Below are 22,359 nucleotides of genomic sequence, written 5' to 3'. Positions count from 1 at the left end.
AAGGAACAAACCATGCGTTTATTTATTGCAGAAAAACCATCCGTGGCTAGTGCGCTAGCCCAAGAGCTTGGACTAACGGGTAAAGGGGAGGGCTATATTGAATGTGGCACTGATAAAATCACCTGGTGTTTTGGCCACATGCTGGAATGTGCTGAGCCTGATGAGTACACCGCCAACGACGTTCCAAGGCATCCTAAAACCGATAAAAAAATATGGCGAGTTGATGAACTGCCCATCATCCCAGCAACCTGGATTATAAAACCAAAAGATGAGGCCAAAAAACAACTTAAAATCATTGGGCAATTGCTCAAAGAGGCACAGCTCATTGTTAATGCTGGAGACTCCGACAGGGAAGGGCAGCTCTTGATTGATGAAATCTTAGAATACTTCAATAACCAAAAGCCTGTAGTTCGTTTTTGGGTGTCTGCTCATGATTCCATCTCGTTGCAACGCGGATTCTCGTCCATGAAAGACAATGCACACTATAAAGGATTAAGTCTGGCCGCACTCAGTCGAAGCCGTGCGGATTGGTTAATTGGCATGAATTTAAGTCGTGCTTATACCTTAAGTGCTCAGCGTGGCGGGTGTAATACTTTACTGACGGTGGGACGCGTACAAACACCGACCCTGGCCTTGGTTGTTGCCAGGGACCGAGAAATTGAGGCCTTTAAATCAAAGGATTATCATACCATCAAGGCTGCGTTCCAGGTTGAAAACCATGCCTTTTTAGCGACCTTTCATGCAGATGAACATCAGCAAGGTTTAGATTCTGAAGGTCGTTTGATTGATCCTGATATTGCCAATCAAATCCTTAGTCAAGTGACAGGCTACTCGGGATTAATTACCCAATACACCAAAGAACCAAAGAAGAAAAACCATCCCCGCGCTTACTCTCTATCCGATATTACCCTAAGTGCCTCCCAAAAATGGGGCTATACAGCTTCTGAAGTACTTGATGCCTGCCAATCCTTATATGAGACGCACAAACTCACAAGCTACCCTAGAACCGATTGTGGGTTTTTACCCGAATCCCAACTCAATGATGCACCAAAGGTTTTAGAGGCTCTAAAACAGGTTAATCCTGAGTTGACTGCGCTTATTGAACGGTGTGATACGTCCATTAAATCAAACACCTGGGATGACAGCAAAGTAGGGGCGCATTATGGAATTATCCCAACTCAGCATCTAGGCAACAGCTCCAGATTAAATGAAAAAGAACGAGTTGTTTATGATTTAATTGTCCGCGCCTATCTTGCCCAATTCTACCCCGTGCATGAATACCTTAGCACCACAGTTCACATTGAAGTGAATGGTATGACCTTTAAAACCTCTGGAACAACCATTATTCATAACGGCTGGCGAGATGTGTATGCCGTTGTAGATGAAGAAGAAACCGTAGGGACTAATGAACACCAAAACCTGCCTGCAATGAGGGTAAATGAGGCTGCGACATGCTTAAAAGCCACACGAATCGATACCAAAACCAAGCCACCAGGTCGACTCACTGAAGGGACCCTGCAACGAGCGATGGAAAACATCCATAGATATATCGTAGGAGAAGAACATAAAAAAATGCTCAAAGAGGGTGATGGAATTGGCACATCAGCAACTCGTGCATCCATTATTTCAGAATTAAAACGTCGTGATTTTTTGGAAACAAAAGGGCGAACTATTATCAGTACTTCATTAGGAAAAAGCATCATTGATGCACTTCCCGAAGTGGTCAAAAGCCCAATTCTAACCGCCATTAATGAGCGTATTTTAAAAGACATGGAAGAGGATGAAACCCTATCTATGGGATTCATTGAAAGGCAAACCCTATTTGTAAGGGAATGGGTAAAAAAAGCGAATGGTACAGCCATTCGCATCTCAGGAACTAAAAACGCGCTGACCATTTCCAATCAATACAGCTGCTCAGTGTGTGGCAAAGGACTTGTTCGACGCCCTGGGAAAAAAGGATTTTGGTGGTCCTGTAGCGCTTATCCGCAATGCAAAGAGAGCTATCCCGATGCAAAAGGAAAACCCGCTTATACCCCTAAAGAATCAAGATAAACAAGAGGAACACTTCATGAAAAAACACTTATTTCTTTTAAATATTTGGTTTGGTTTATTGGCTTACAGCACTATTGCCACATCAAGTCCTGCTTCCACAGAATATGTGAACAGCAAAATTAAAGAAGCTGTTGATACGATTCTCATCCAAGTGGCTAAGGAAAGCCAAAAAACGGAGTCTAAAATCAATGCGATTCCAGTGGTCACGCTCCACGAGGTAGGGGAGTCCTATCAAGGGGGGATTGTTTTTTGGGTTGATGAAACCCGACAACACGGGCTAATCGTTGCCAAAATCGATGCAAATCAAGGTGTCGGTATGTCATGGCAAAATGGAGAAAGTGGCGACAAAACAACGAATGCTCTTGGCAACGGAGTTTATGCAGGTCTATCCAATACCCACTTAATCGTTAGTCAACAAACCATTGACGATCAGGAAGGGAGTTTTGCAGCATTGAGCGCTCAAAGTTTTTCTGTCCTATCCGATGGGGTTTCTGCGTGCACTGAGAATGAATTATGTTATGGCAACTGGTATTTGCCCTCATTAAACGAATTACATCTTCTAAGAGCCAATCTTTATGACAAAGGGCTTGGAAATTTTTCACCCAATCTTTATTGGTCATCAACGGAAGCAAGCGTCAACCAATCGTTCGCTTTAGATTGGATCACTGGTGAATCCAGTTCTCTTGATAAATCAAGTACTGAGCCTAAGGTTCGCCCCATCCATTCTTTTTAATTTTAATGAGGAAATCATGAACAGATCAATTCTTACCATAATGTTATTAAGCAGTCTAAATGCCCATGCCAGTCACACCGGCCTTTGGCAAGCAATAGGTGCATTAGGCGGGCAAATATCGGCCCTTCAAGCTCAAGTCAACCAGCTACCACAACCCATTCATTATCAGGCAGGTCCAGGAATTGAAATTCAAGGTGCTGTAATCACTGCCAAATTATCCAATCAGCACCATATTGGCGAAGAATATCGCGGCGGTATTGTTTTTTATGTCGATGAAACAGGCCAACACGGATTGATTGCCAGCAAAAGAGATGTTCTGAGCGATGGGGTGCAATGGCGAAATGGGCCCTCAGGAAATAAAGTAACCAATGCACGAGCGGATGGGATAGGAGCTGGAGAAATCAATACACGAGTCATTATTGCAGAGCAAACGATTGATAATCAAAAAGGAACGTTTGCAGCCCTAAAAGCCGCATCCTTTCAAGTTCTAAGTGATGGAATAACGCCCTGCCAGACCCCAATTGCCAATGACAGCATGTGCTATGGCGGATGGTATTTGCCAGGTGCTTTTGAATTACAACTCATGCACACCCATTTACAAGAAGCCAACCTGTCCTCCTTTGCGCCAGACCTATATTGGAGTTCAACAGAAGCAAACGCATCCAAAGCCTGGCTCATTAATTTTTCGACCGGAGAATTGGTTGCAAGTGACAAATCCAACACGAATGCTCGGGTTCGCGCTATATCCCATTTTTAATAAATGAAACTAAAAAGGATAAAAAAAATGAAAAAAATACATCTGTTGTTTGCCTTGTTGTGTGTTTATCTGCATCCATCCTACGCGTGTTCAGATTGTGACATGCCCTTAAGTTGGGGGTTTTCTGGTAGCTTGGGCCTCACTCATTATGATTCTGTATATAACAATGATGGACAAAGCGTCATGGGAAGATTGAGCTTGAATACCCAATACAATCTGTCTAGTTTTTTTGCTCTTGGGATAGACGCAGGAATACAAAATGGCAATACCATGCGTTTGGATATTCCTAAATCAACCCTGGATGAATTAGGAGGCGAGCCAGTCAGCATCCTTGTTAAACCGATGATAGATATTCTGGTAACAGCACAAATTACTCCTTTTGAAGACGAGCGAATATTTGGTTTTCTCAAAGGAGGAGTGGCCTATCGACAAGCTCAAGTCGATAGAAATGAAGTCAATGATTTATCTCAAATCAGTCCAGAGCTTCAAGCAGGAATAGGCTATAAATTAAACGACAATTTAGCCCTACATATAGAGTATCAACAGGTATTTGGAGGCAATCCCGACTATCAGGTGGATTCTTTAACCGAAACGGCGCGTATCACTAATATTCCTACTCAACAAGCAGTATTACTTGGACTTTCAATCCTTATTTAATCCGTAAAAATGAATTAGAGCGTTTCAAAACTAGCGGCAAATCACTAATCAAAGGAGTTAACTCATGAACCCGAAAACCCAAACACCAAATGACCGTCATTTAAACGTGAAAGCCAATGAACCTCAAGTGTTGTCTGAAAAACTGCTTGATGCACTCACCCCAGGGCTGCAAGTGGAATTTGATCCTGATGAAGCGATGAAAGCTGGCGCCTTCATTGAAGACGCATTAACTGAAGCGGATGCCAAAGACAGCTGTTTTGATGAAATGGATATCATCAATGCAGATACTAAAGACATAAACATTATCGGGAAGGATCAATAATGAATAAAAAACCGTTTCATGAAGTGATCGCTGAACGATTATTTCAGCAGTTAAAGCAAGGAACAGCTCCATGGCAAAGACCATGGGAACCAGGTGCTCCCAATGCGTTTATACCGATGAACCCAATCACCGGAAAACGTTATAAAGGAATAAATGCCATTGCACTAATGGCCCAGGATTATCGCGATCCGCGTTGGATGACCTACAAACAAGCAGAAGAGGCTCAAGCGCAAGTGCGAAAAGGCGAAAAAGGTTCTGCTATTCAATATTGGAAATTTACCGAAGAACAGATCAAAAAAGATGAGCAAGGTAAACCAGTATTGGATCCTCATGGTAAGCCCGTTAAAATTGAAATTCGCCTTGAGCGGCCACGAGTGTTTTATGCCACCGTATTTAATGCAGAACAAATTGATGGATTACCTCCACGCACTCAAAAGGAAATCGCCTGGAATTCCATCGACCGGGCTGAACAGATTCTAAGTTCATCTGGAGCTGCTATTTTACATGGTGAGAACAACCGCGCGTTTTATAGACCCTCCACGGATACCATCCATCTGCCTGACAAAAGCCAATTCTTAAGCGCAGATAATTATTATGCGGTTGCTTTGCATGAACTCGGCCATTGGACTGGGCATTCAACACGAATGGACAGGGATTTGATTCATCCTTTTGGAAGTGATGGCTATGCCAAAGAAGAATTGCGGGCTGAAATTACCAGCATGATTTTAGGGGATGAATTGGGGATTGGTCACGATCCAGATCAACATGCAACTTATATCGAGTCTTGGATTAAAGTATTACATGACGATCCATTGGAACTGTTTCGTGCTGCTGCAGAGGCTGAAAAAATGCAACAATTCATTCTATCTTTCGAACTAAAACAAGAACAAGTACAAAATACCAATCACCCTTTGCCAAACGAGCTGGAAAACAAAATGACATTGGCAAATGAAGTAGAACCTGTAAATCATGATTATCATTTAAATGAAAATCCACCCACCTTAGACGATGAGATTGCCACGCTCAATAAAGCTCAAAGTCAACTCCAAACCCAGGCCCCAACCAACCAAACTCCAGTCACCAATAAGTCTGCAGAGATTGAAAAACTATGGCTCGATATTCCCTTTAAACAAAAAGAAGTAGCTAAAGAACTAGCGGGTGTTCTTCCCGATGGCAAAAAAGCCATTGCATGGGATAAAGAACACTCTCGCTGGTTTGCTCACCCTGGTGCTAATTTAGAACTCTTAAAACCTTGGATTATTAGCCAACAGCTTGATACTGGCTCTAAAGCTCAAGATATCGAGCCATCACAAATCGCCACTGAAAAAACATGGCTTGCTGTACCATACGAGCAAAGAGAAGCGGTCAAACATATTGCAGGAAGGCTTGAGGACGGTAAAAAGGCAGTAGAGTGGGATAAGGCCGCAAAATGCTGGTTTGCACACATTGGCACCAATTTAGAACCTTTAAAACCCTGGATTTTAAACACAAACCTAGAACGGCAACAGCCTGCCTTAACACCTAAGCAGGAATTTTCCGATATATTGAAAAGTATCGGCAGTATGGTTACAGGCGAACATCCTATTATGGATGGAAAAAAACATCGAATCAGCGTTGAAGGGGATAAAAAAGGTGAAAATTCAGGGTTTTATGTGGGGCATCTTGATGGTCATCCTGCGGGTTATGTTAAAAATAACCGCACGGGTATTGAGACAAAATGGAAAAGTAAGGGCTACTCATTAACTGATGAAGAGCGGGCCACATTGCATGCACTTGCAGCCACAAAAATTAAAGAACGGGCCGAGGAACAAAGGCAAGACCAGGAAGAAGCGGCCAAACGAGTAAGCAAACAATTATCCGATTTAGTACTCATAACAACCCCAACGCCTTATTTACAGACCAAAAAAATCGAACCCCATTCTCAAATATTCACAGATGTTAACGGACAAACGACTTATATTCCTGCAACCGATGCAAGTGGCAAACTATGGACTATGCAATACATTAAAGAAGATGGGACCAAACGATTTGCTAAAAACTCTCGCAAGGAAGGATGCTTTCATGCTTTGGGCGGGCTTAACGCATTAGCAGAAGCTCCTGCCCTTGTAATCGCAGAAGGGTTTGCTACTGCTGCAAGCATCTCTCAAGAACTTGGGTTTGCTACAATTTCGGCCTTTGATGCAGGAAACTTAGAGCCAGTAGCGCGGGCTTTGCAAGAACAATTTCCTGATAAACCCATTATTATTATGGGGGATGATGATAAGCATCTTGAAATAAATCAAGGAATTAATCCAGGAAGAAGCAAAGCGCTTGACGCTGCAAAGGCCGTTAATGGCATTGCCTTGTTTCCAATTTTTGCACCTGGTGAACAGGCAGGAGATCCAAAGTCATTTAGCGACTTTAACGATTTGGCATCCAAAAGTGTATTGGGCTCTGAGGGAGTAAAACGCCAGATTAAACCTATTGTCGATAAAATAATTCAAAAAAAGGAAACGTCTATTATAGAGCAGAAAGAAATCAAAATGACCAGGCATCAACACAGCACGTTGACGTTATAAAATCATATTATCCAAAGGGTTCCTTGCAAAGAATCCTTTGGAGGATTATCGAGTCACATGAAAATTCAATCTTCATCCTCGTGCGTCTTCCACTATTGAGTTTTTGGACAATGCCATACTTTTGTCTATTTTTGCTAATCACGACTCTTTTTATGTAGTTGTCGAATCACTACTTGGTGTGCACCTAAGCTTAGGATTAGTTCATTTTTAGGGTATTTGTGGGTAAAGACAGTCCTTGTGGACAAATCAGTTAACTCAAACAGTTAACTCAAACTTGATTTGTTACCTAAATTAGGGTACAATTATAGAAAAATAAGATGATTGCAATGAATACTTGTAAAGTCACCATTAGTGAACAGGCAAAAAAGGACTTAAAAAAAGTACCTCAGTATATTGCCATTAAGTTGTATCAATGGGTTGAATCAGTATCTCATGATGGGTTATTAGAAGTTAGAAAAATTTCTGGCTACCACGATGAGCCATTACAGGGTAAAAGAAAGGGACAGCGTTCTATTCGATTAAATAAGGCTTATCGGGCTATTTATGAATTAAAGACTAATGGGCAAATGGAACTTGTTGAAGTGATGGAGGTAAATAAACATGATTACTAACGAAAGCAAAGAAGCACTTGCTTATCTGGAGTCCCTAATAGGCAAAAAACCGACTCTTGGAGATCATTTATTGGCAATTCGTCAGGGTGAAGAAATGACGCAAGCCGCTTTTGCCAAACAACTAGGGGTTTCTCGTCATTATTTATGTGACATCGAGCATAATCGCCGCTACGTAAGTCCTAAAGCGGCTGCTGAATTTGCTGATAAACTAGGATATTCAAGCAAACAGTTTGTGCGTTTGTGCTTGCAAGACATGCTTAATCGAGAAGGCTTAGATTTATTGGTTGACATTCAAAGTGCGGCTTAAATAAGAACATTTAGTAAGTTACTAATAACAGGGGGTTCTATAATAGAGCCCCTTGCGGTTGAAAGAAGAAATGGATTTAAATTGCACTCTTTAGGCCAAAATAAATGATTAATTCAATCAAATGGATTCGTGGTTTTTTTCTGAAAAGCTGAATATTATCTTCTTCAAGAAGAAATACCCGTTATATAAAGCAAAATACACCCAATACATCCAAGCCAAATCAATCCATGAGGCGCCTTTGGGGCTGTTCTCAATTATCTTATATAGTGGGAATTTCTGTTCTATTCCAAACAGAAGTATTGTAAGAAACACACCCACCATTGGAGAAAAAATCGATTTGAAAGGTTGTTTTTTATTCATAAAATTCAGTCCCTATTATAATTTTCACAGATTAACCTACATTATCTGGTGCGCCCTCTTGATGCAATGGTGCCTCTTGCGGTTAACTTGACCATCTCACCAACAGACAACCTCTTCATTCGATGAGCCGTGTCCGAATCAATGGGCAATACCACAATGACATTATCTCGCTTTAAAAGAGCCAACAGTTCACCATCGATTTGACGAATCCCTGCAAACTGCATAAGCCCCTCATCATTTTTATTATACCGTCTATGCTTAGGAATGTCGGCTATTTTTTGACGCTTTAATTCACGCTCAGCAATGTATTTGTCTGCAGCATCCGAAATAAAATTTACTGCTCCTGGCCTAGATACATCCCGTCGCAGCCCGTCATCTGATTGGGATCTTTGGTGCTCCAGGTGACCAGGTACATGACTCGGCAATAACACTTCACTTCGGTTGGAGAACTGAACCATACCGAGTTGGGACAAGTCTCGCAAACGGTTTTTACTTTCGGGCGGCGGTTGCTGTCCAATGCGCCCAAGGTAGGGCTTGGGTGTCCCACCAGAACTTGATTTTCTTCTGGTTCTTCTGCTGTCAGGGTTGATGACTCTGATTGATCCAAAGTTCTCATTACTGCCTCGATTTGTTCCTCTGCCGTTAAGGTCAGATTGTCTTCTTGATTCATGATTATTTTCCTTTGGTTTTGGGTTTTTTATTAACTGTTGACGTTGTAACTCAAGTTGTTCGTTATCAAACCTAAGATTTAAGTTTAACTGTGCTGCAACATTGACGACCTGCTCTTTAAACACATCACTTCCTTTGACAGTAATGCATTCACCATAACGATTCATGGCCATGTGCAAGGCGGTCGCAATTCCTTCTTCGGAAGAACCACGTGACATATTAATCAGCTCTCCGTCATCCCTAATCGCAGAAGTTCCCACGCGATAAATGACGGTTCCTGTTTTAGTAATATTATCGTTTTTTATCTTAAGGTTAGGCTCACCACTTTGCATTCCTTGCCCCGTAACAACATTCCCTTTAAGATTTTGGCGTACTTCACGAGAACGCAGTGCATTAAGCGCATCGGCATCGCCTTCTAGGGCTTTTAATTTCAACCAATCAGCCCAGGTGCTGCGCTGATATTTAAGATAAATGGATTCACGTTCTTTCGCATACTTCTTTCTTGCTTCTTCAATATTGGATTGAACTGCTTGACTGGTCAGAGCATAAAGAGCTTTCTTGGTAACAGGAGTTCCACGCAATAATTTAATTGCCGCACGCTTTAACCGACCGCCTCGCTTCGCTGATTCGATCAGTTGTTTTTTCCGTGTGCGAGCACGAGAAAGCTCAGAGGCACAATTAAATTTGGCGTGGTTCTGTTCCTCTTGATACCTGGCGTAAAGAATCGAGGTATTTATTTTCATGTGAACAGGTTTGAGTGAATAATGAATACCTTTCTCAATAGAAAGAGTTTCAAGCTGCTCTAATTTATACAAACGATTTTGACTACGCGGTGGTGGATTATGTCCCACTTTTGCAACCCTTGCTTTTTTTGCTACGGGAGCTACGAAGTCTGGATGAGTCGGGATATGGTTTTTAAAAGACCCAAATACTTTTTCAAGCTTCGCTTTAGAAAAATCACGTGATACTGAGCTTGCCTTAACACCAATTCCTAAACCATCCACAATCACTAAACCACTACCTCGCACGCGTAGTTCAAGACCGTGTTGCGCCAATACATGATGAAACTGGGACCAATTATTAGCGGCCTTAAGTTGCTCCAAGCACTCAAATTTAATCCAGTTTAAAAGACTCCCGATACCCGCATGATGCTCCATATCATCCGCTCGATTCTCAGAACCCACCTTATGAGGAATATGATTCACCCGTTGCAGACCATGTTCGATTTCAAGCAAAGTTGCAATCTCACCCAATTTTTTATAGGCAAGATATGGCTCATTCAAGGTATAACGCGTGGGATGGATTTTATTGATGCCCACATGAATATGAAAATTATCGGTATCATAATGCACCACACTAATTCGTTGATGCTCCCCTAAACCCACGGAAGAACAAACCCTCTGCTCAATATTCTTTAATACGTCAGCTGATGGAATTTCTCCTGCAGGAAAGGAAATTAAAAGATGATAGGTTTTATCACCTTTTGCACGCTGATTAAGTTCTTGCGTTGCCTGTACTTCATGGATTGCCCATTCAATCTCATTGCTCTGGCAATTTGTAATACGAATTTCGCCAACACGTTCCTGTTTGCCATGCTCATTAGTCATATACTGGATGAGTCCTGCAAAGTTACTTTTCCTAATAACTTTCATTGGAATGTGTCTGACAATCATGTCTTAACTCCCTACCACACTTTGGGCTCTAAAGAAGTTCATAGCTTGTTCACTACTTCAAGCATGGCTGCCTGGGTTGCTTTGATGCGCTCTAATACGACAGTTATTGTTTTGGGCTCAATATGAGCTAGCCGCTCATCATTGGTAAGCCACAACTTGAGCAGACCACCCAAGCGACCTAAATCAGCATTTATTTTAGAAAGTTCGATGATGTGCTGTTGGTCGAAGGAACTCTTTATTTCATAACCTAGAGCCAAACGACGAAGATATACAGCGGTGGCCAATCCCGCATGTGCCGCGTTTTCTTTGATTATTTGCTCTTCCTCTGGAAGTACGGGAATTCGAAGCCGTCGGACGTGTTTTCTGCTGAGTCTTGTTTCGCTGTTGTTCATCGTAATACCTTTTTTCTGGCTTTACCTGGCATTAAAACGGCGGCAGCCGTTAGCCTCGCAAGAGCAAGATTTCCGTTGAGCACCGAAGGTGCGAATAAGGAAGGATGTGAAGTGGATACCCAGCTCGCTGGGTGGCCATCTTCACCTATCTTGCCCTGTTTTTTGAATCCATTACACCAAGAAATAATAACATGGTGCGTTCGATTTAGCCTTGTTTTTTATAGGAAAAATTAATTTTAGCGTAGGTCATATGAAAACCAGGGTTAATATGTTTATAATCGAATTTGAACCGATGTTAGTTGACATGAAATTGACATTTAATTGATTTTATAACAGGTAACTAATTGATATGGGAACTTCCTATACCGACCAGCTGGCCAAGTGGGTCAAGGAAAAAAAATCAACACCTCGCAATAAGAATTTGGTGGCCTTCTTAGCTGTTCGAGCTGATATAAAAGAAGCGCTTGATGCGGGATATCCAGTTAAAACCGTGTGGGAAAACATGCATGAGTTAAAGCGAATTGAATTTGGTTATGACACCTTTTTGAATTATGTGAATCGCCAAATTCGTCGGCCACAAGCAAATCAATCGATTCCAAAAGTTGAACCCGATTCAGCCGCAATCTCAAAGGACAGTATATCCAAACCACCAGAAGACCATACAAAACCAACAACAAAAACAACGAAACCGGGAACACTATCAGGCTTTACTTTTAATCCTGTACCCAATGCAGAGGAATTATTTTAATGGCTAAAATTAATATGGTCTTGCAAGGAAAAGGAGGAGTCGGGAAATCCTTCGTAGCATCAACACTTGCACAGTATATGAAAAACGAGGGGAAAGAGCCTCTTTGTATCGATACCGATCCAGTTAATACCACTTTTTCAGGATATAAAACGCTAAATGTTACCCGACTGCAAATAATGGATGGCGATGAAATTAACTCTCGTCACTTTGATGACCTCATTGAACTGATTGCGCCAACAACCCATGACGTCATTATTGACAATGGAGCAAGCTCCTTCGTGCCACTGTCACATTACTTAATAAGCAGCAACATCCCTTCACTGTTGGCTGAAATGGGGCATGAGCTGGTAGTTCATACCGTCATTACGGGTGGGCAAGCCATGCAAGACACTGTGAATGGTTTTTCACAACTTGCCAGCCAGTTCCCAGAAAATGCTTTATTTGTAGTTTGGCTAAACTCTTACTGGGGACCAGTGCAACACGAAGGTAAAGACTTTGAACAAATGAAAACCTACAAAGAAAACAAAGAAAAGATTTCCGCAATAATTCATATACCGGCACTTAAAGAAGAGACTTTTGGTCGTGATGTATCCGAAATGCTTCAAGAACGTCTTACTTTTAGCGAAGCCATCGCTTCACCCGCTCGAACTATCATGACAAGGCAACGCCTCAAAATAGTGCGAGACGAACTTTTTAATCAACTAACCAATGCGGTAGTAATGTAATGGCCGATCAATTCGAATCGCTCATTAACGAGGTTGCCATAAAACATGGGGTTGTCCTTGGACGAAACGATCCAATTCTTATATTGCAGACCATGAATGCCAAACTGATGGAAGACAACGCTAAAACACAACAACTCATGCTCCATCAGTACAAAGAGGATTTAGAGGGGATCGCTTTATGCTGGGGAAATGAGGCAAAAGAAAAATCTGAACGAATTTTGAATGCGTCTCTTGCTGCTGCTAAAGAAACTATGGCAAACGTACTAGAGGAAAGTGCAAGATCAACCGCTTTAACCATACAAAATGATATAGAAAAATTGCTGTCTCATGCAGGTGGGGCATTGCGACGCACAGAACGGATCGCCATGATTAACCTTGCCGCATCAGCGCTTACACTCGTGGCCGCTGGTATGATTATACTTGGCCTCTTACGATGAAATGGGTCGAGGCCTCAAAATGAAAAGGGTATCAAAATTATTTTGAAAGAATTGCTTCGGCCGTAGTTTGAGCAAGTCCTGTGGAAATGTGTGCAATTCCATTGGCACCCATAGAAGCTGCTTGTTTTTTTAATTCGGCTATTATCGATTCTTGAGAAATAGTCATACCAATCATATTATAATTTGATGCAGAGACTCTACCAACAACGCTATGGGATTTTGGCATTGAAGATTTTGAATGATATATCTTTACTTTCTCAAAGCTGATTGACTTTATATGACGGTTAGTAGTTGTTGATACTGCATCTCCATTCCCCATAGTCGCTTTGATATCAGTCGTATTGCATCCTGTTAAAACAATGGCTGATACTGCAACTGCGTTCATTAACATGAATCTTATTTTCATTGTGTTCTCCATCTTTATATGGTGGTGTGCTAGACGATAAAGAGTTTCTCAAAAAACCTATATTTTGGCACAACATACCTACCAAAAGTATTAATTAAAATTAAGTGCATCGGCTATTCTTCAAGGAGTATGCCATCATCTTGCGTTGGCCACGCTTGTGCCGGATGGTGTCCAAAACAAAATAAATTGGTAAAGAAGTTTTTCGCACAATCTCTCTAATCATTTTTAATGTCCTTTGTAAAATATGATATATCGAATACAGTATTATTATATCACTTACGGTATTCAACGCAAGCCATATTTGACATTTTTATATCGTATTTGAGATAATAATTTTATTAAAGATATTTTCAGAGGATTTCTATTGGGTACTATGGACTGGAATAAATTAGCTTCTGGGATGCTTAAAGCCGAATTAAAACGACGCAACATCAGTTATGAGCAACTTGTTACCCTACTCAACGCAATTGATGTACACGAAACTCACGCCAGTATATTAAATAAAATGAGCCGTGGTGCCTTTCAATTTGCCTTCTTTTTGCAATGCGCCACTGCAATTGGAATAACCAATTTACGACTGGATGATCTGGCGCAAACAACAACCGATGTTAAATCACGTTAATAAAGATAAGGCCTCATGAGTATTTTCCAATCTAAATATGAGCCTAAAATAGTACCGATGTCGTAGTTGACTTAACGGAAAGTTATGAACATCCTCTTGACTCGTTCTCTTATCATGGTGTTTAAGCCACTTATCAGTAGTAATCATCAAGAATATCAACTCCCTTCCATTCTATACCCTGCCTAAGACAAAATTCTTTGTCAGCATCGTCTTTCTCAAAATATGAGCCCAAATTTGAATGGAGGAGTAGCTCATTACCAAATGTAATTTCAGTAATGACCCACGGTTTAAAGCCCTCTCGTTCACACATAACACCTTCTCTCTCGCACATCACTAAAATTGAAGAGTTCTTTTTCCCCTTTACAAAATCTAGTATTATTAATTTTGGGGAATCATCGTTATAGGCAAATACTGCTCCAATTTTTAGGTCCTTGAAATACGCTTCAAGTGTATTTTCTCCAATTTCTTGAGGGCAATATGGAAAATAATAATTAGCAGCCCACCCCAACTGCGTACATTTTTTTGTAAAGGCCATTTCCATACAATGGAAATCTGGCATTTTAATATCTGTCATTTCTTATCCCCTTAAATCTTTCATATCTTATGGTTGAAAAAAACAATGTTGCGGGATATAACCATCAAACATGTTACATCTTCAAGAGGGGATTTAAGTGGGAAAAACGTTACATGACTACTTTTATATCAACACAGGAAACGAAATCAAAGTTTACAGTGATAAAGACTCCTCATTTTTAATAGAAGCAGCAAATTTCTACATAGCAGGGAAGAAGGGAAAAGACTCCCCAAATACCATACCTGAACTTGATGCTATTATTTATGAATTCATGGAAGAATATTATAAGAGTGGCCTCACTGATTATTTATTAAATAAACTAAATGAAATTATTAGGAATGTAAGAATTCAATGTCTTGTTGAAAATATAGAAAATAAACTCTCCGCTGTTCATGTTGCTTACATACCCAATAACCCCTCTCCCATAGTTTTCGGTGCTTATATGTTCTCTCGTATAGCTTCATTTGGTGGATTGGATGGATTGAAAAGATGTCATAATAAGGATTGTCTTAAATTTTTTATAGGCCGATCTAATACCAAATGGTGCTCAAATTCATGTGGCTCTAAGTACAGAGTGAATAAAATGAGAAAAAACAAGAAAGCTTCTTGTTCTCGATTGTTTCTGTAAATTATACGGGGGGATTCTTTACTGTACCGCCCTACTCTCTCGATCCACTAAAATTCAAAAAGAAATTAGTTATTAAATGTGGTTAATTTATCTAAGCTAAGGAATAAAACATTTTATTGAGTTTTGTAACTACGTATATGACAACTTAGTTATCTATTCTTCCTCATTTTTATCATCATCTCCATATTGATGTTTAAGTAACTCAATCCTCTCCTCTGCTCGTTGTTTTTCTTGAATTATTCTCATTTCCATAATTTCAGTAAAACGCTCTGCAAACTGAAGTACATCATTGTTTTCGTCCTTCAACCATGGCTTTATGTTGTGAACTTTCTGACTATATTCTTTTACGAAACCATCTTCTCCTGAAACAATCCCTGTCCTATCTAAAACATCCATAACACCATTTAATAATTCGCTATCCGATGGTAATAGCCTCACTAATTCTCGACAAGTATTATATATGGACTCAACACCATTATAAGTACGTAGTATATCAATCACTATAAGTTGATCTATGTTATCGTTATTGGAAATTAAGCTTAGAAGTCCCTCTTCCACCTCCTTTGAAAATTCCGGAAAAATATTGTGCAATAATCTCGCGCCTCGCATAAAAAAACTATTATAATCTTTTCGATACCATTCGATCACCGTTTTAAAAACCAAATCTGGCTTCGATGACAAACTCGTCTTGAGAGAGTCAAAATGGTAAGGAATATCGTAATAATTAGTTTTACTGCGATCATTTCCTTGAATTATACGCTGCTTAAAAAATGCCATTATTTTCTCAGGATTTCTTTGCGCAATAGGGTCTAAAAGGTATTCTGCGTGATAATCAAAGTCCTTCAAAAGCAAAAGATTGTTTATTAGTAAATCCAAATCCCTTTCTGATAAAATATTTATAACCGTTTTATATTCAGGACGAAACCAAAATTCAAAAATCCAAGAAGAAATGCCTAGTTTTGTTAATTCCTCAATAGATCTTATAAATAAAGGTCTAATGGTTTCCATAGAAGGTAAGTGATAGTTTTTTGATGCAACAACCATAACCTTAATTAATGCATTGTGATCTCCATTCTTTTTAGCAGCTGAAAATATCTGTTTTATTATAGTTTTATGTATTGGCTTATAAAACTCATATGCAGCGGTACAATAATATAAATACTCACCATTTTTTATCCATCTTTTCATAAGCGATTGAGTATTATTTTTACCTTTACCACTTAAAAGACCATCAATTATCGGAACAAGAAATTTTTCTAGAGCCTTTTTGTTATGCTCAATTAAATCTAATATAAACTTAGGGTTTATATTTGCCAGAGAAAGAAGGAATTTACCAAAATGTGGGTATGTTGCTAAATCTTTTGATTGGGCTTCTGTGCACTTGATAATTATTTTTTCCCAATATTCCTTATTTATATCGCTAACTTCCTGGGCATATTCAACTGCTTTATTATCTCTGTATTCATTTCTTTCTCGATAATGCCACTCACGATCATTCCATGAATTTTCAAAAACAGAGTCATACCCTACTAAAGTTTTATAAATATAAAATTCTTTGTTTATTTTTAACTGGTCTCTAAATTTTAACGCCACATGGACAACTGACTTTGCATGTTCATTCAAATTTTCATACCGATTACCCTCAATAATATCGATTCCAAATCCGTATAAACGGCAAACATCGTTTTCAATTTCAGATAAAATCTCAAAATCCTTTTCATTTAAATGCTCGTTATAAAAATCGATAATTTCAACACAGTTATTTAATACCAATTCTAACAAATCACTACCTCCTGTCCCTATGCGAGATGGTCTTGTTGCCGTATCGAACGCTCTAATTAACTTTAGCTTTATTTTATATGTATCTTCAGGGTTATAAATATTTTTTAGCAAAGATAATGCTCGTTTTCTTATTTCTGAAGTATTTTTATTACCGGATAAAGAAGCTTGTTTTATGGCAACAGTTCTGTAACTACTTGAAATACTTTCTACTGTAGGATCCAATATTGCCTCACAAATATCTGAAGCAAGGCCCTTTATTTTATTTAAGGTTAAAACATCAAGTTGTTCCAATGTTTCCAAAGCAGTGACCTGAACATAAAACCCAGCTTGCTTTAATATATCAATTTTATATTTCGATATAGATTTGGCAGCTTTACTTATGCAATCCCTCTCCTCTTCGTCTGTTAAAAGCTCATAGAGTTGTATATAAGTTGGGAATACTAAAGTTAAATTAAAAAATGCAATAAAATTCAATATATCAAGGGATTCTCGCAATATGTCCATAAATGCCTTACCAGGCATTTCTCCATCTGGGGTTTTAATAGCGGTAGGATAAGTATTCTTTGCTACGGAAATTGTATTTTTTATTACATCTAAAAGTGTTAGCAGTTCCCCTTGCAAATAATTTGGATCTATAGATGGCAAAACATATTCTCGAAACTCCTGCAAGATATCATATCTCTGATTATTATCATTAGCATTTAAAAGATCTTCTTCAATATTCCGATTAAATGCTTTTTTCCCTTCAACATATCTTCGATAATCATGCTGTATTTTTTGAAACTCATAACCAGCAGGTTTTAAATATTTTTCCCAAATATTTAAAAAACGCCTATCAATAGCATCTAAAATATTATTTCCAAAACTAGACGACTCAGGTTTCTTATAGGTTATATCGTGGGTCGTTTGCGCCAATGCATGATTGAGTATCGTATGAACCTGAATTTCACATTTTAATCCTTTATATCTGCTATATTCTGGTAAAGCTTGTCGCTTCTCATCAAGCTCGATTACAAAATGGTTAGCAGTATATATGTCATCAACAGTCTTAATTTCTTCTTTTGGCCCATGTATTTTCGACTCTACTACCTTAAAGTTATTATGAATAATTCCTGACCGTAAAAAAACATTAACATCAGTATTGTAATAAAATATTACCCTACATCCAGCTAAATCCTTTCTCAACTCCTCGATATCTGACCTTTCTTCATGACCATGTTGAATTAACCTGGCTTTTAAGGACTCATAATCTTTTGCTCTATGAGGAATATGTTGTAGATTATATTTATAACTCCCATTAGAACTCGCTTCCTCTATAGCAGTTACTAGTATTTCACTGATAATTTCAGAGAAATTCATATACAAACTATATTTCTGTTTATACTCATTTAAATTCATAGTGCCTACTTTAGTCTTATATCATTTTCTTAAATTATATAACCTAATTATCAAATAATGCCTCTATGGTGGACTGCACCTCATCCTGACTCGGTTTGGCATAGCGAAAAATTTCTTTAATCGACACATTGCCACTAAGCTCTTGAGCAAAATGCACTCCATGCTTATCGGTAACCTTCTTCAAAAAGGTATGACGCAGTTTATGAGGTGTAAATGTAAATTTTTCTTGCTCTGGTAAAAAAGTCAAAGCTTGCTTTAATACCCGCTGGCAAATTCGATACACATCCAAACTTTGTAAGCGAGTACCATACCTTGTTATAAATAACGGCTCCTCTTCCTGAGCACCCCTTTTTTCTAAATACAGCTCCAAATACTCTCTACTCTCTTGTGGTAATGGAATTTTTTGACTGATTCGTTTCGACTTATGGCGTAACACATCATACAGCCCTTTTTGCCGGTACTGCCTTACATTTAAAGAAACTACTTCCGATTCTCGAAGCCCTGTACCCATGAGCAAATAAAATAAAGCGGCTTCCATTACAGGATTTTGATTTTTACGAGTACAACTTTTGATTCGTTGTTCACAGGCAGATTTTAAACGCATTAACTGTCTTGAGGTTAATCCATTCCAATTAGGCGCATCGGTTTGTAAATCTTTGACTTGCGCTAAAGGGTCGCCAGCCAATAAAGGGCGTTGTTGATGGAGCCATCGACCGACATGCCGGATGGTTGCCATCGTTCGATTGATAGATGTTGCCTTATACGGTTTTCCCGTTTTCTCTGAAATAGTTTTTACTAAATTTTTTTGAAACTGTTTACTCACCGCTGGAGTCCAACTATCCACTAGATCATGCCCTACTTCGGCTTGGAAAAACTGAGCGAATTTGGACATGTCTTTCATTTTGGCTTGTTCGGTTTTTTCAGGTGCCCCTTTAACATGCACTGAATAATAATAAGTCAGCCATGCAGATAAGGAATTGGTATCAAAATGCACATCTAGGGGATGGAAAATCTTATCTATCACAAACTTTTGATTTTTCACATTTTGGCGATCCAGTAACTCCATATGTTCCCTTTTTAATTTTTTCTCAATTATACCCTGTTTGTGAAAGATAAGGTACGTTATCTATCCCAAACATTATCATTTCTATCCGACACTATAAATACCCCTCTGCCCTCTTAAATTGTTCTGGGATAAAAAGTCAGCTCACCTTATAATAGCGCATCAGGCTATAACCCCGGATTTAATAATGAACATCAGTCAATTAGACGTAGAAGAACAAATAATAAATCTCAGAAACACTCACGTTATTCTCGATTCAGACATCGCCGCTTTATACGGAGTAGAAACAAGGGATATTAATAAAGCAGTCAAAAACAACCCGGATAAGTTTCCTGAGAACTATATTATTCAATTAAATAAACGTGAAAAAAATGAACTGGTGGAAAATTTCCACCGGTTCAATGGACTAAAGCATTCAACAGTAAACCCTAAGGCCTTCACTGAGAAAGGTCTTTATATGCTAGCTACTATATTAAAAAGCCCAAAGGCAACGGAAACCACTTTAGCCATTATTGAAACTTTTACCAAGGTAAGAGAAATATCACGCACTATTAAAGCAATACCACAAACCCCACAAAATTCACCAAAGTACCAAGAGCTCATGCAAAAAACAGGTGATTTAATTTCAGATCTAGTGGTTCCTGATGATCTCGACACATCTGAAACTGAAGCCAGCATAGAAGTTAATCTTGCTATTGTAAAATTCAAATATTCAGTCAAGAAAAAAAACAAGTGATATGAATGAATAGTTGTTTGTTTCTTCCTGGAAAAAAGGGATTAAAAAAGTAGGAGCTGAATTTTTTAATATAAAAACCTCTTCCCTTGATATAACTCAAAAAAAATGGCAGTTAGAACCAAACTACCAGTTTATCAAAAATGCAATTGGCAGCTACAGCCATGGCAAACAAGTTTTAATTGGTTTAATGTATTCGTTTTATGATCCTGAGTGAGGTCAGGGACTTTAGTCCAGGCTCAGTCTCCCAATTTCGTGCAGGCAATTTTCATTCTTAACGAAGAAGCTCGAAACATTATCTCACAACTATGGTTACATCATACAGGTTGGTAATTTATCTTAAACTGATGTGTGTTTTATCCTGAAACAACATATAATTTTATCAAAGGCCACTCACTATGGTTCATCATGTCAATAGCAGGAAGCATCATCCATTACAGGTTTTCAATATGTTTTCTGGTAAATGCAACGCTATTTACACCTCAAATTATCTCATTAATTAAAACAAAATCTGCCAAAGGCATTTCATTAATTACCCTTGCTGCTTTGTATATCATACAACTATGCACTATGGCCTCTATTTAGGAGATTATCACCTGTATGAATAATTCAAATAAAGTAGTTGTATCCATGAAGAAATATGTTTGGATATTATATTTTATTAAACGCGATCCTAGAGTTAATTGGAAAGCTAAATTAGTTGTACTTATAACTCTCGCTTATGCATTGAGCCCAATTGATTTCATTCCTATTTTAGGACTACTCGATGATTTAATAATTATCCCTTTAGGAATTTACTTAGCTATTAAACTAATACCTCAAGAGGTTTGGAATGACTGTAATCGGCTTGCAGAGATTGCTATTGATAAAGGTGATTTATTACCAAAAAACTGGGTGGTTGCGTCAATGATGGTGTGCTTGTGGGTAATTATCATCGCTCTAATTGCTAAATGGCTATGGCATTTTTTTCTTTCTTAATGGTCAAGCCTTATTTGATCTACTTGCTGCTGGTTGATTTTGCAAGAGCTTGGTAATATTCATTTCTTTCTTTTTTATATTGGTCTTCAAAGGTAATCTAAATGTTGCACTTACGAACCATTTCTCCAACATTTGCCGCGTTTAGTGCCGCAGTATTTTTTGGTGGCAGCACGCCTTTTGCCAAACACCTTGTTGGGCAAATATCTCCTTTGCTACTTGCTGGATTGTTGTATTCTGGTAGTGGGATAGGATTAATTTTAATTCGCTTAATTAAAGACCGCGGTTGGCAGCATTCGGGATTAGTAAAAAGCGATTGGACGTGGCTCTTTGGTGCTATTGGTTTTGGCGGAATTTTAGGGCCTATACTATTAATGTTCGGCTTGCAACAAACAAGTGCTGCAACAACATCCTTATTGCTAAATCTTGAAGCAGTACTCACTGCCTTATTAGCATGGGTTGTTTTTAAAGAAAATACGGCGCATCGAATTGTGTTTGGTATGTTATTGATTGTTGCAGGAGGCATCTTATTGTCATGGCCTCAAGGTCAAACAAGGGGTCAAAATCTACTTGGTCTAATTGCCATCGCGGGTGCTTGTCTATGTTGGGCTATTGACAATAATTTAACTCGCAAAGTGTCCACTGGTGACCCTTTTTTCATTGCAGGAAGCAAAGGCCTTGTTTCAGGCATAGTTAGTATAAGTCTTGCTCTTTGCTTTGGATTAGCATTTCCTCCGTGGTTAACAACAGGATATGCGTTATTAGTTGGCTTTATTGGTTATGGTGCAAGCCTTGTTTTATTTGTTCTCGCTTTACGTGGCTTAGGAACAGCGAGAACAGGCGCGTATTTTTCAACAGCACCTTTCATTGGTGCCGCAATTGCGATTTTATTTTTTCATGAAACAACTTCTCTATCATTTTGGATTGCATCTGGACTAATGGGGATTGGGGTCTGGCTGCATCTCACCGAACATCATGAGCATGAACATGCTCACGAATTACTTGAGCACAGCCATAGCCATATTCATGATGAATACCACCAGCATACCCATGATTTTCCATGGGATGGAAAGGAGCCACATACTCATCATCACTATCATAAAATGATAAAGCATTCACATCCTCATTATCCGGATGTTCATCATCGGCATGATCATAAATAAGTATATTTCAATGT

General features: G+C 39.0%; 25 protein-coding genes. 18 read left to right on the top strand and 7 right to left on the bottom strand.

The features are described from left to right. The first annotated feature begins 12 nt into the window (after positions 1-12). The 8 genes from E1P08_RS14475 to E1P08_RS14440 all read left to right on the top strand — a co-directional run bounded on the left by E1P08_RS14475 (position 13) and on the right by E1P08_RS14440 (position 7,997). Positions 13-2,052 (top strand): DNA topoisomerase 3, encoded by a 2,040-nt coding sequence (locus tag E1P08_RS14475; protein ID WP_133137714.1) that lies wholly within the window; start codon positions 13-15, stop codon positions 2,050-2,052. A 16-nt stretch (positions 2,053-2,068) separates the two neighbouring features. Further along, complete coding sequence (locus E1P08_RS14470; protein WP_133137713.1) at positions 2,069-2,785, top strand: Lcl C-terminal domain-containing protein; 717 nt, start codon at positions 2,069-2,071, stop codon at positions 2,783-2,785. Positions 2,786-2,801: 16 nt separating this feature from the next. Continuing rightward, positions 2,802-3,542 (top strand): Lcl C-terminal domain-containing protein, encoded by a 741-nt coding sequence (locus tag E1P08_RS14465; RefSeq protein ID WP_133137712.1) that lies wholly within the window; start codon positions 2,802-2,804, stop codon positions 3,540-3,542. A gap of 27 nt (positions 3,543-3,569) precedes the next feature. Next, a complete protein-coding gene (locus E1P08_RS14460; RefSeq protein WP_133137711.1) occupies positions 3,570-4,199 on the top strand; it encodes an outer membrane beta-barrel protein in 630 nt (209 codons plus the stop codon). Between the two features lie 64 nt (positions 4,200-4,263). Next, positions 4,264-4,521 (top strand): protein TraD, encoded by a 258-nt coding sequence (locus E1P08_RS14455; protein WP_133137710.1) that lies wholly within the window; start codon positions 4,264-4,266, stop codon positions 4,519-4,521. After that, a complete protein-coding gene (locus tag E1P08_RS14450; protein ID WP_133137709.1) occupies positions 4,521-7,079 on the top strand; it encodes a zincin-like metallopeptidase domain-containing protein in 2,559 nt (852 codons plus the stop codon). Before E1P08_RS14455 ends, E1P08_RS14450 begins: the two co-directional genes overlap by 1 nt. A gap of 326 nt (positions 7,080-7,405) precedes the next feature. Then, complete coding sequence (locus E1P08_RS14445; protein WP_120047457.1) at positions 7,406-7,690, top strand: type II toxin-antitoxin system RelE family toxin; 285 nt, start codon at positions 7,406-7,408, stop codon at positions 7,688-7,690. Further along, positions 7,680-7,997, top strand: a complete 318-nt coding sequence (locus tag E1P08_RS14440) for a helix-turn-helix transcriptional regulator (protein ID WP_058475073.1) — start codon at positions 7,680-7,682, stop codon at positions 7,995-7,997. Before E1P08_RS14445 ends, E1P08_RS14440 begins: the two co-directional genes overlap by 11 nt. A gap of 117 nt (positions 7,998-8,114) precedes the next feature. Here E1P08_RS14440 and E1P08_RS14435 read toward each other — a convergent pair whose 3' ends face one another. Genes E1P08_RS14435 through traJ form a run of 3 tightly spaced genes read right to left on the bottom strand, consistent with a single transcriptional unit; the run spans position 8,115 to position 11,091 of the window. After that, positions 8,115-8,357: a hypothetical protein gene (locus tag E1P08_RS14435; protein WP_133137708.1), complete on the bottom strand. Its 243-nt coding sequence runs from the start codon at positions 8,355-8,357 to the stop codon at positions 8,115-8,117. Positions 8,358-8,398: 41 nt separating this feature from the next. Continuing rightward, entirely contained in the window at positions 8,399-10,699 is a 2,301-nt protein-coding gene (traI, locus tag E1P08_RS14430; protein ID WP_133137707.1) for a TraI/MobA(P) family conjugative relaxase, read from the bottom strand. 38 nt (positions 10,700-10,737) lie between these two features. Further along, complete coding sequence (gene traJ / locus E1P08_RS14425; RefSeq protein WP_133137706.1) at positions 10,738-11,091, bottom strand: conjugal transfer transcriptional regulator TraJ; 354 nt, start codon at positions 11,089-11,091, stop codon at positions 10,738-10,740. Positions 11,092-11,440: 349 nt separating this feature from the next. On the opposite strand from traJ, the gene E1P08_RS14420 reads away from it, so the two are divergent. The 3 genes from E1P08_RS14420 to E1P08_RS14410 are packed head-to-tail and all read left to right on the top strand — an operon-like array spanning position 11,441 to position 13,001. After that, positions 11,441-11,839 (top strand): TraK family protein, encoded by a 399-nt coding sequence (locus E1P08_RS14420; RefSeq protein ID WP_133137705.1) that lies wholly within the window; start codon positions 11,441-11,443, stop codon positions 11,837-11,839. Next, entirely contained in the window at positions 11,839-12,564 is a 726-nt protein-coding gene (locus E1P08_RS14415; protein WP_133137704.1) for a nucleotide-binding protein, read from the top strand. Before E1P08_RS14420 ends, E1P08_RS14415 begins: the two co-directional genes overlap by 1 nt. After that, on the top strand, positions 12,564-13,001 hold the full coding sequence (locus tag E1P08_RS14410) for a conjugal transfer protein TraM (protein ID WP_133137703.1): 438 nt from the start codon (positions 12,564-12,566) through the stop codon (positions 12,999-13,001). The genes E1P08_RS14415 and E1P08_RS14410 overlap by 1 nt, the downstream gene beginning before the upstream one ends. 37 nt (positions 13,002-13,038) lie before the next feature. On the opposite strand, the gene E1P08_RS14405 is transcribed toward E1P08_RS14410, so the two are convergent. Next, on the bottom strand, positions 13,039-13,407 hold the full coding sequence (locus E1P08_RS14405; protein ID WP_242602486.1) for a hypothetical protein: 369 nt from the start codon (positions 13,405-13,407) through the stop codon (positions 13,039-13,041). 373 nt (positions 13,408-13,780) lie between these two features. Here E1P08_RS14405 and E1P08_RS14400 point away from each other — a divergent pair, with 373 nt between their 5' ends. Further along, complete coding sequence (locus E1P08_RS14400; RefSeq protein ID WP_133137702.1) at positions 13,781-14,029, top strand: DUF6471 domain-containing protein; 249 nt, start codon at positions 13,781-13,783, stop codon at positions 14,027-14,029. 133 nt (positions 14,030-14,162) lie between these two features. Here E1P08_RS14400 and E1P08_RS14395 read toward each other — a convergent pair whose 3' ends face one another. Further along, a complete protein-coding gene (locus E1P08_RS14395; protein WP_133137701.1) occupies positions 14,163-14,603 on the bottom strand; it encodes a hypothetical protein in 441 nt (146 codons plus the stop codon). Positions 14,604-14,700: 97 nt separating this feature from the next. Between E1P08_RS14395 and E1P08_RS14390 the strand changes: the two genes are divergently transcribed. Continuing rightward, positions 14,701-15,231, top strand: a complete 531-nt coding sequence (locus tag E1P08_RS14390) for a CGNR zinc finger domain-containing protein (protein WP_242602485.1) — start codon at positions 14,701-14,703, stop codon at positions 15,229-15,231. 153 nt (positions 15,232-15,384) lie between these two features. Here the strand turns inward: E1P08_RS14390 and E1P08_RS14385 are convergent, their stop codons facing one another. Then, the gene (locus E1P08_RS14385; protein WP_133137700.1) at positions 15,385-18,411 is read right to left on the bottom strand and encodes a RelA/SpoT domain-containing protein; all 3,027 of its coding nucleotides are present in this window, start codon (positions 18,409-18,411) and stop codon (positions 15,385-15,387) included. A gap of 43 nt (positions 18,412-18,454) precedes the next feature. Then, positions 18,455-19,477: a tyrosine-type recombinase/integrase gene (locus E1P08_RS14380; RefSeq protein ID WP_133137699.1), complete on the bottom strand. Its 1,023-nt coding sequence runs from the start codon at positions 19,475-19,477 to the stop codon at positions 18,455-18,457. A gap of 184 nt (positions 19,478-19,661) precedes the next feature. On the opposite strand from E1P08_RS14380, the gene E1P08_RS14375 reads away from it, so the two are divergent. The 5 genes from E1P08_RS14375 to E1P08_RS14355 all read left to right on the top strand — a co-directional run bounded on the left by E1P08_RS14375 (position 19,662) and on the right by E1P08_RS14355 (position 22,345). Continuing rightward, positions 19,662-20,210, top strand: coding sequence for an ORF6N domain-containing protein (locus E1P08_RS14375; RefSeq protein WP_133137698.1), 549 nt, complete (start codon positions 19,662-19,664; stop codon positions 20,208-20,210). Positions 20,211-20,223: 13 nt separating this feature from the next. Then, positions 20,224-20,424 carry a hypothetical protein gene (locus E1P08_RS17515; RefSeq protein WP_242602484.1) on the top strand — a complete coding sequence of 67 codons (201 nt, stop codon included), beginning with the start codon at positions 20,224-20,226 and terminating at the stop codon, positions 20,422-20,424. Between the two features lie 191 nt (positions 20,425-20,615). Then, complete coding sequence (locus tag E1P08_RS17790; RefSeq protein WP_133137697.1) at positions 20,616-20,792, top strand: PQ-loop domain-containing transporter; 177 nt, start codon at positions 20,616-20,618, stop codon at positions 20,790-20,792. Positions 20,793-20,807: 15 nt separating this feature from the next. After that, positions 20,808-21,185 (top strand): YkvA family protein, encoded by a 378-nt coding sequence (locus E1P08_RS14360; protein WP_133137696.1) that lies wholly within the window; start codon positions 20,808-20,810, stop codon positions 21,183-21,185. Between the two features lie 101 nt (positions 21,186-21,286). Next, positions 21,287-22,345: a DMT family transporter gene (locus tag E1P08_RS14355; protein ID WP_133137695.1), complete on the top strand. Its 1,059-nt coding sequence runs from the start codon at positions 21,287-21,289 to the stop codon at positions 22,343-22,345. The last annotated feature ends 14 nt before the right edge of the window (positions 22,346-22,359 follow it).

Origin of the sequence: Legionella rowbothamii (assembly GCF_900639985.1) — a bacterium.
Taxonomy (GTDB): domain Bacteria; phylum Pseudomonadota; class Gammaproteobacteria; order Legionellales; family Legionellaceae; genus Legionella; species Legionella rowbothamii.
This window is presented reverse-complemented; position numbering and strand designations above follow the sequence as displayed.

Coding starts and splice junctions, on each gene's coding strand:
- E1P08_RS14460 (WP_133137711.1), top strand. CDS start 3,570: ATGAAAAAAATACATCTGTTGTTTGCCTTGTTGTGTGTTTATCTGCAT.
- E1P08_RS17790 (WP_133137697.1), top strand. CDS start 20,616: ATGTCAATAGCAGGAAGCATCATCCATTACAGGTTTTCAATATGTTTT.
- E1P08_RS14385 (WP_133137700.1), bottom strand. CDS start 18,411: ATGAATTTAAATGAGTATAAACAGAAATATAGTTTGTATATGAATTTC.
- E1P08_RS14465 (WP_133137712.1), top strand. CDS start 2,802: ATGAACAGATCAATTCTTACCATAATGTTATTAAGCAGTCTAAATGCC.
- E1P08_RS14410 (WP_133137703.1), top strand. CDS start 12,564: ATGGCCGATCAATTCGAATCGCTCATTAACGAGGTTGCCATAAAACAT.
- E1P08_RS14450 (WP_133137709.1), top strand. CDS start 4,521: ATGAATAAAAAACCGTTTCATGAAGTGATCGCTGAACGATTATTTCAG.
- traI (WP_133137707.1), bottom strand. CDS start 10,699: ATGATTGTCAGACACATTCCAATGAAAGTTATTAGGAAAAGTAACTTT.
- E1P08_RS14360 (WP_133137696.1), top strand. CDS start 20,808: ATGAATAATTCAAATAAAGTAGTTGTATCCATGAAGAAATATGTTTGG.
- E1P08_RS14455 (WP_133137710.1), top strand. CDS start 4,264: ATGAACCCGAAAACCCAAACACCAAATGACCGTCATTTAAACGTGAAA.
- traJ (WP_133137706.1), bottom strand. CDS start 11,091: ATGAACAACAGCGAAACAAGACTCAGCAGAAAACACGTCCGACGGCTT.
- E1P08_RS14405 (WP_242602486.1), bottom strand. CDS start 13,407: ATGAAAATAAGATTCATGTTAATGAACGCAGTTGCAGTATCAGCCATT.
- E1P08_RS14440 (WP_058475073.1), top strand. CDS start 7,680: ATGATTACTAACGAAAGCAAAGAAGCACTTGCTTATCTGGAGTCCCTA.
- E1P08_RS14395 (WP_133137701.1), bottom strand. CDS start 14,603: ATGACAGATATTAAAATGCCAGATTTCCATTGTATGGAAATGGCCTTT.
- E1P08_RS14420 (WP_133137705.1), top strand. CDS start 11,441: ATGGGAACTTCCTATACCGACCAGCTGGCCAAGTGGGTCAAGGAAAAA.
- E1P08_RS14445 (WP_120047457.1), top strand. CDS start 7,406: ATGAATACTTGTAAAGTCACCATTAGTGAACAGGCAAAAAAGGACTTA.
- E1P08_RS14380 (WP_133137699.1), bottom strand. CDS start 19,477: ATGGAGTTACTGGATCGCCAAAATGTGAAAAATCAAAAGTTTGTGATA.
- E1P08_RS14475 (WP_133137714.1), top strand. CDS start 13: ATGCGTTTATTTATTGCAGAAAAACCATCCGTGGCTAGTGCGCTAGCC.
- E1P08_RS14355 (WP_133137695.1), top strand. CDS start 21,287: ATGTTGCACTTACGAACCATTTCTCCAACATTTGCCGCGTTTAGTGCC.
- E1P08_RS14435 (WP_133137708.1), bottom strand. CDS start 8,357: ATGAATAAAAAACAACCTTTCAAATCGATTTTTTCTCCAATGGTGGGT.
- E1P08_RS14375 (WP_133137698.1), top strand. CDS start 19,662: ATGAACATCAGTCAATTAGACGTAGAAGAACAAATAATAAATCTCAGA.
- E1P08_RS14470 (WP_133137713.1), top strand. CDS start 2,069: ATGAAAAAACACTTATTTCTTTTAAATATTTGGTTTGGTTTATTGGCT.
- E1P08_RS14400 (WP_133137702.1), top strand. CDS start 13,781: ATGGACTGGAATAAATTAGCTTCTGGGATGCTTAAAGCCGAATTAAAA.
- E1P08_RS14415 (WP_133137704.1), top strand. CDS start 11,839: ATGGCTAAAATTAATATGGTCTTGCAAGGAAAAGGAGGAGTCGGGAAA.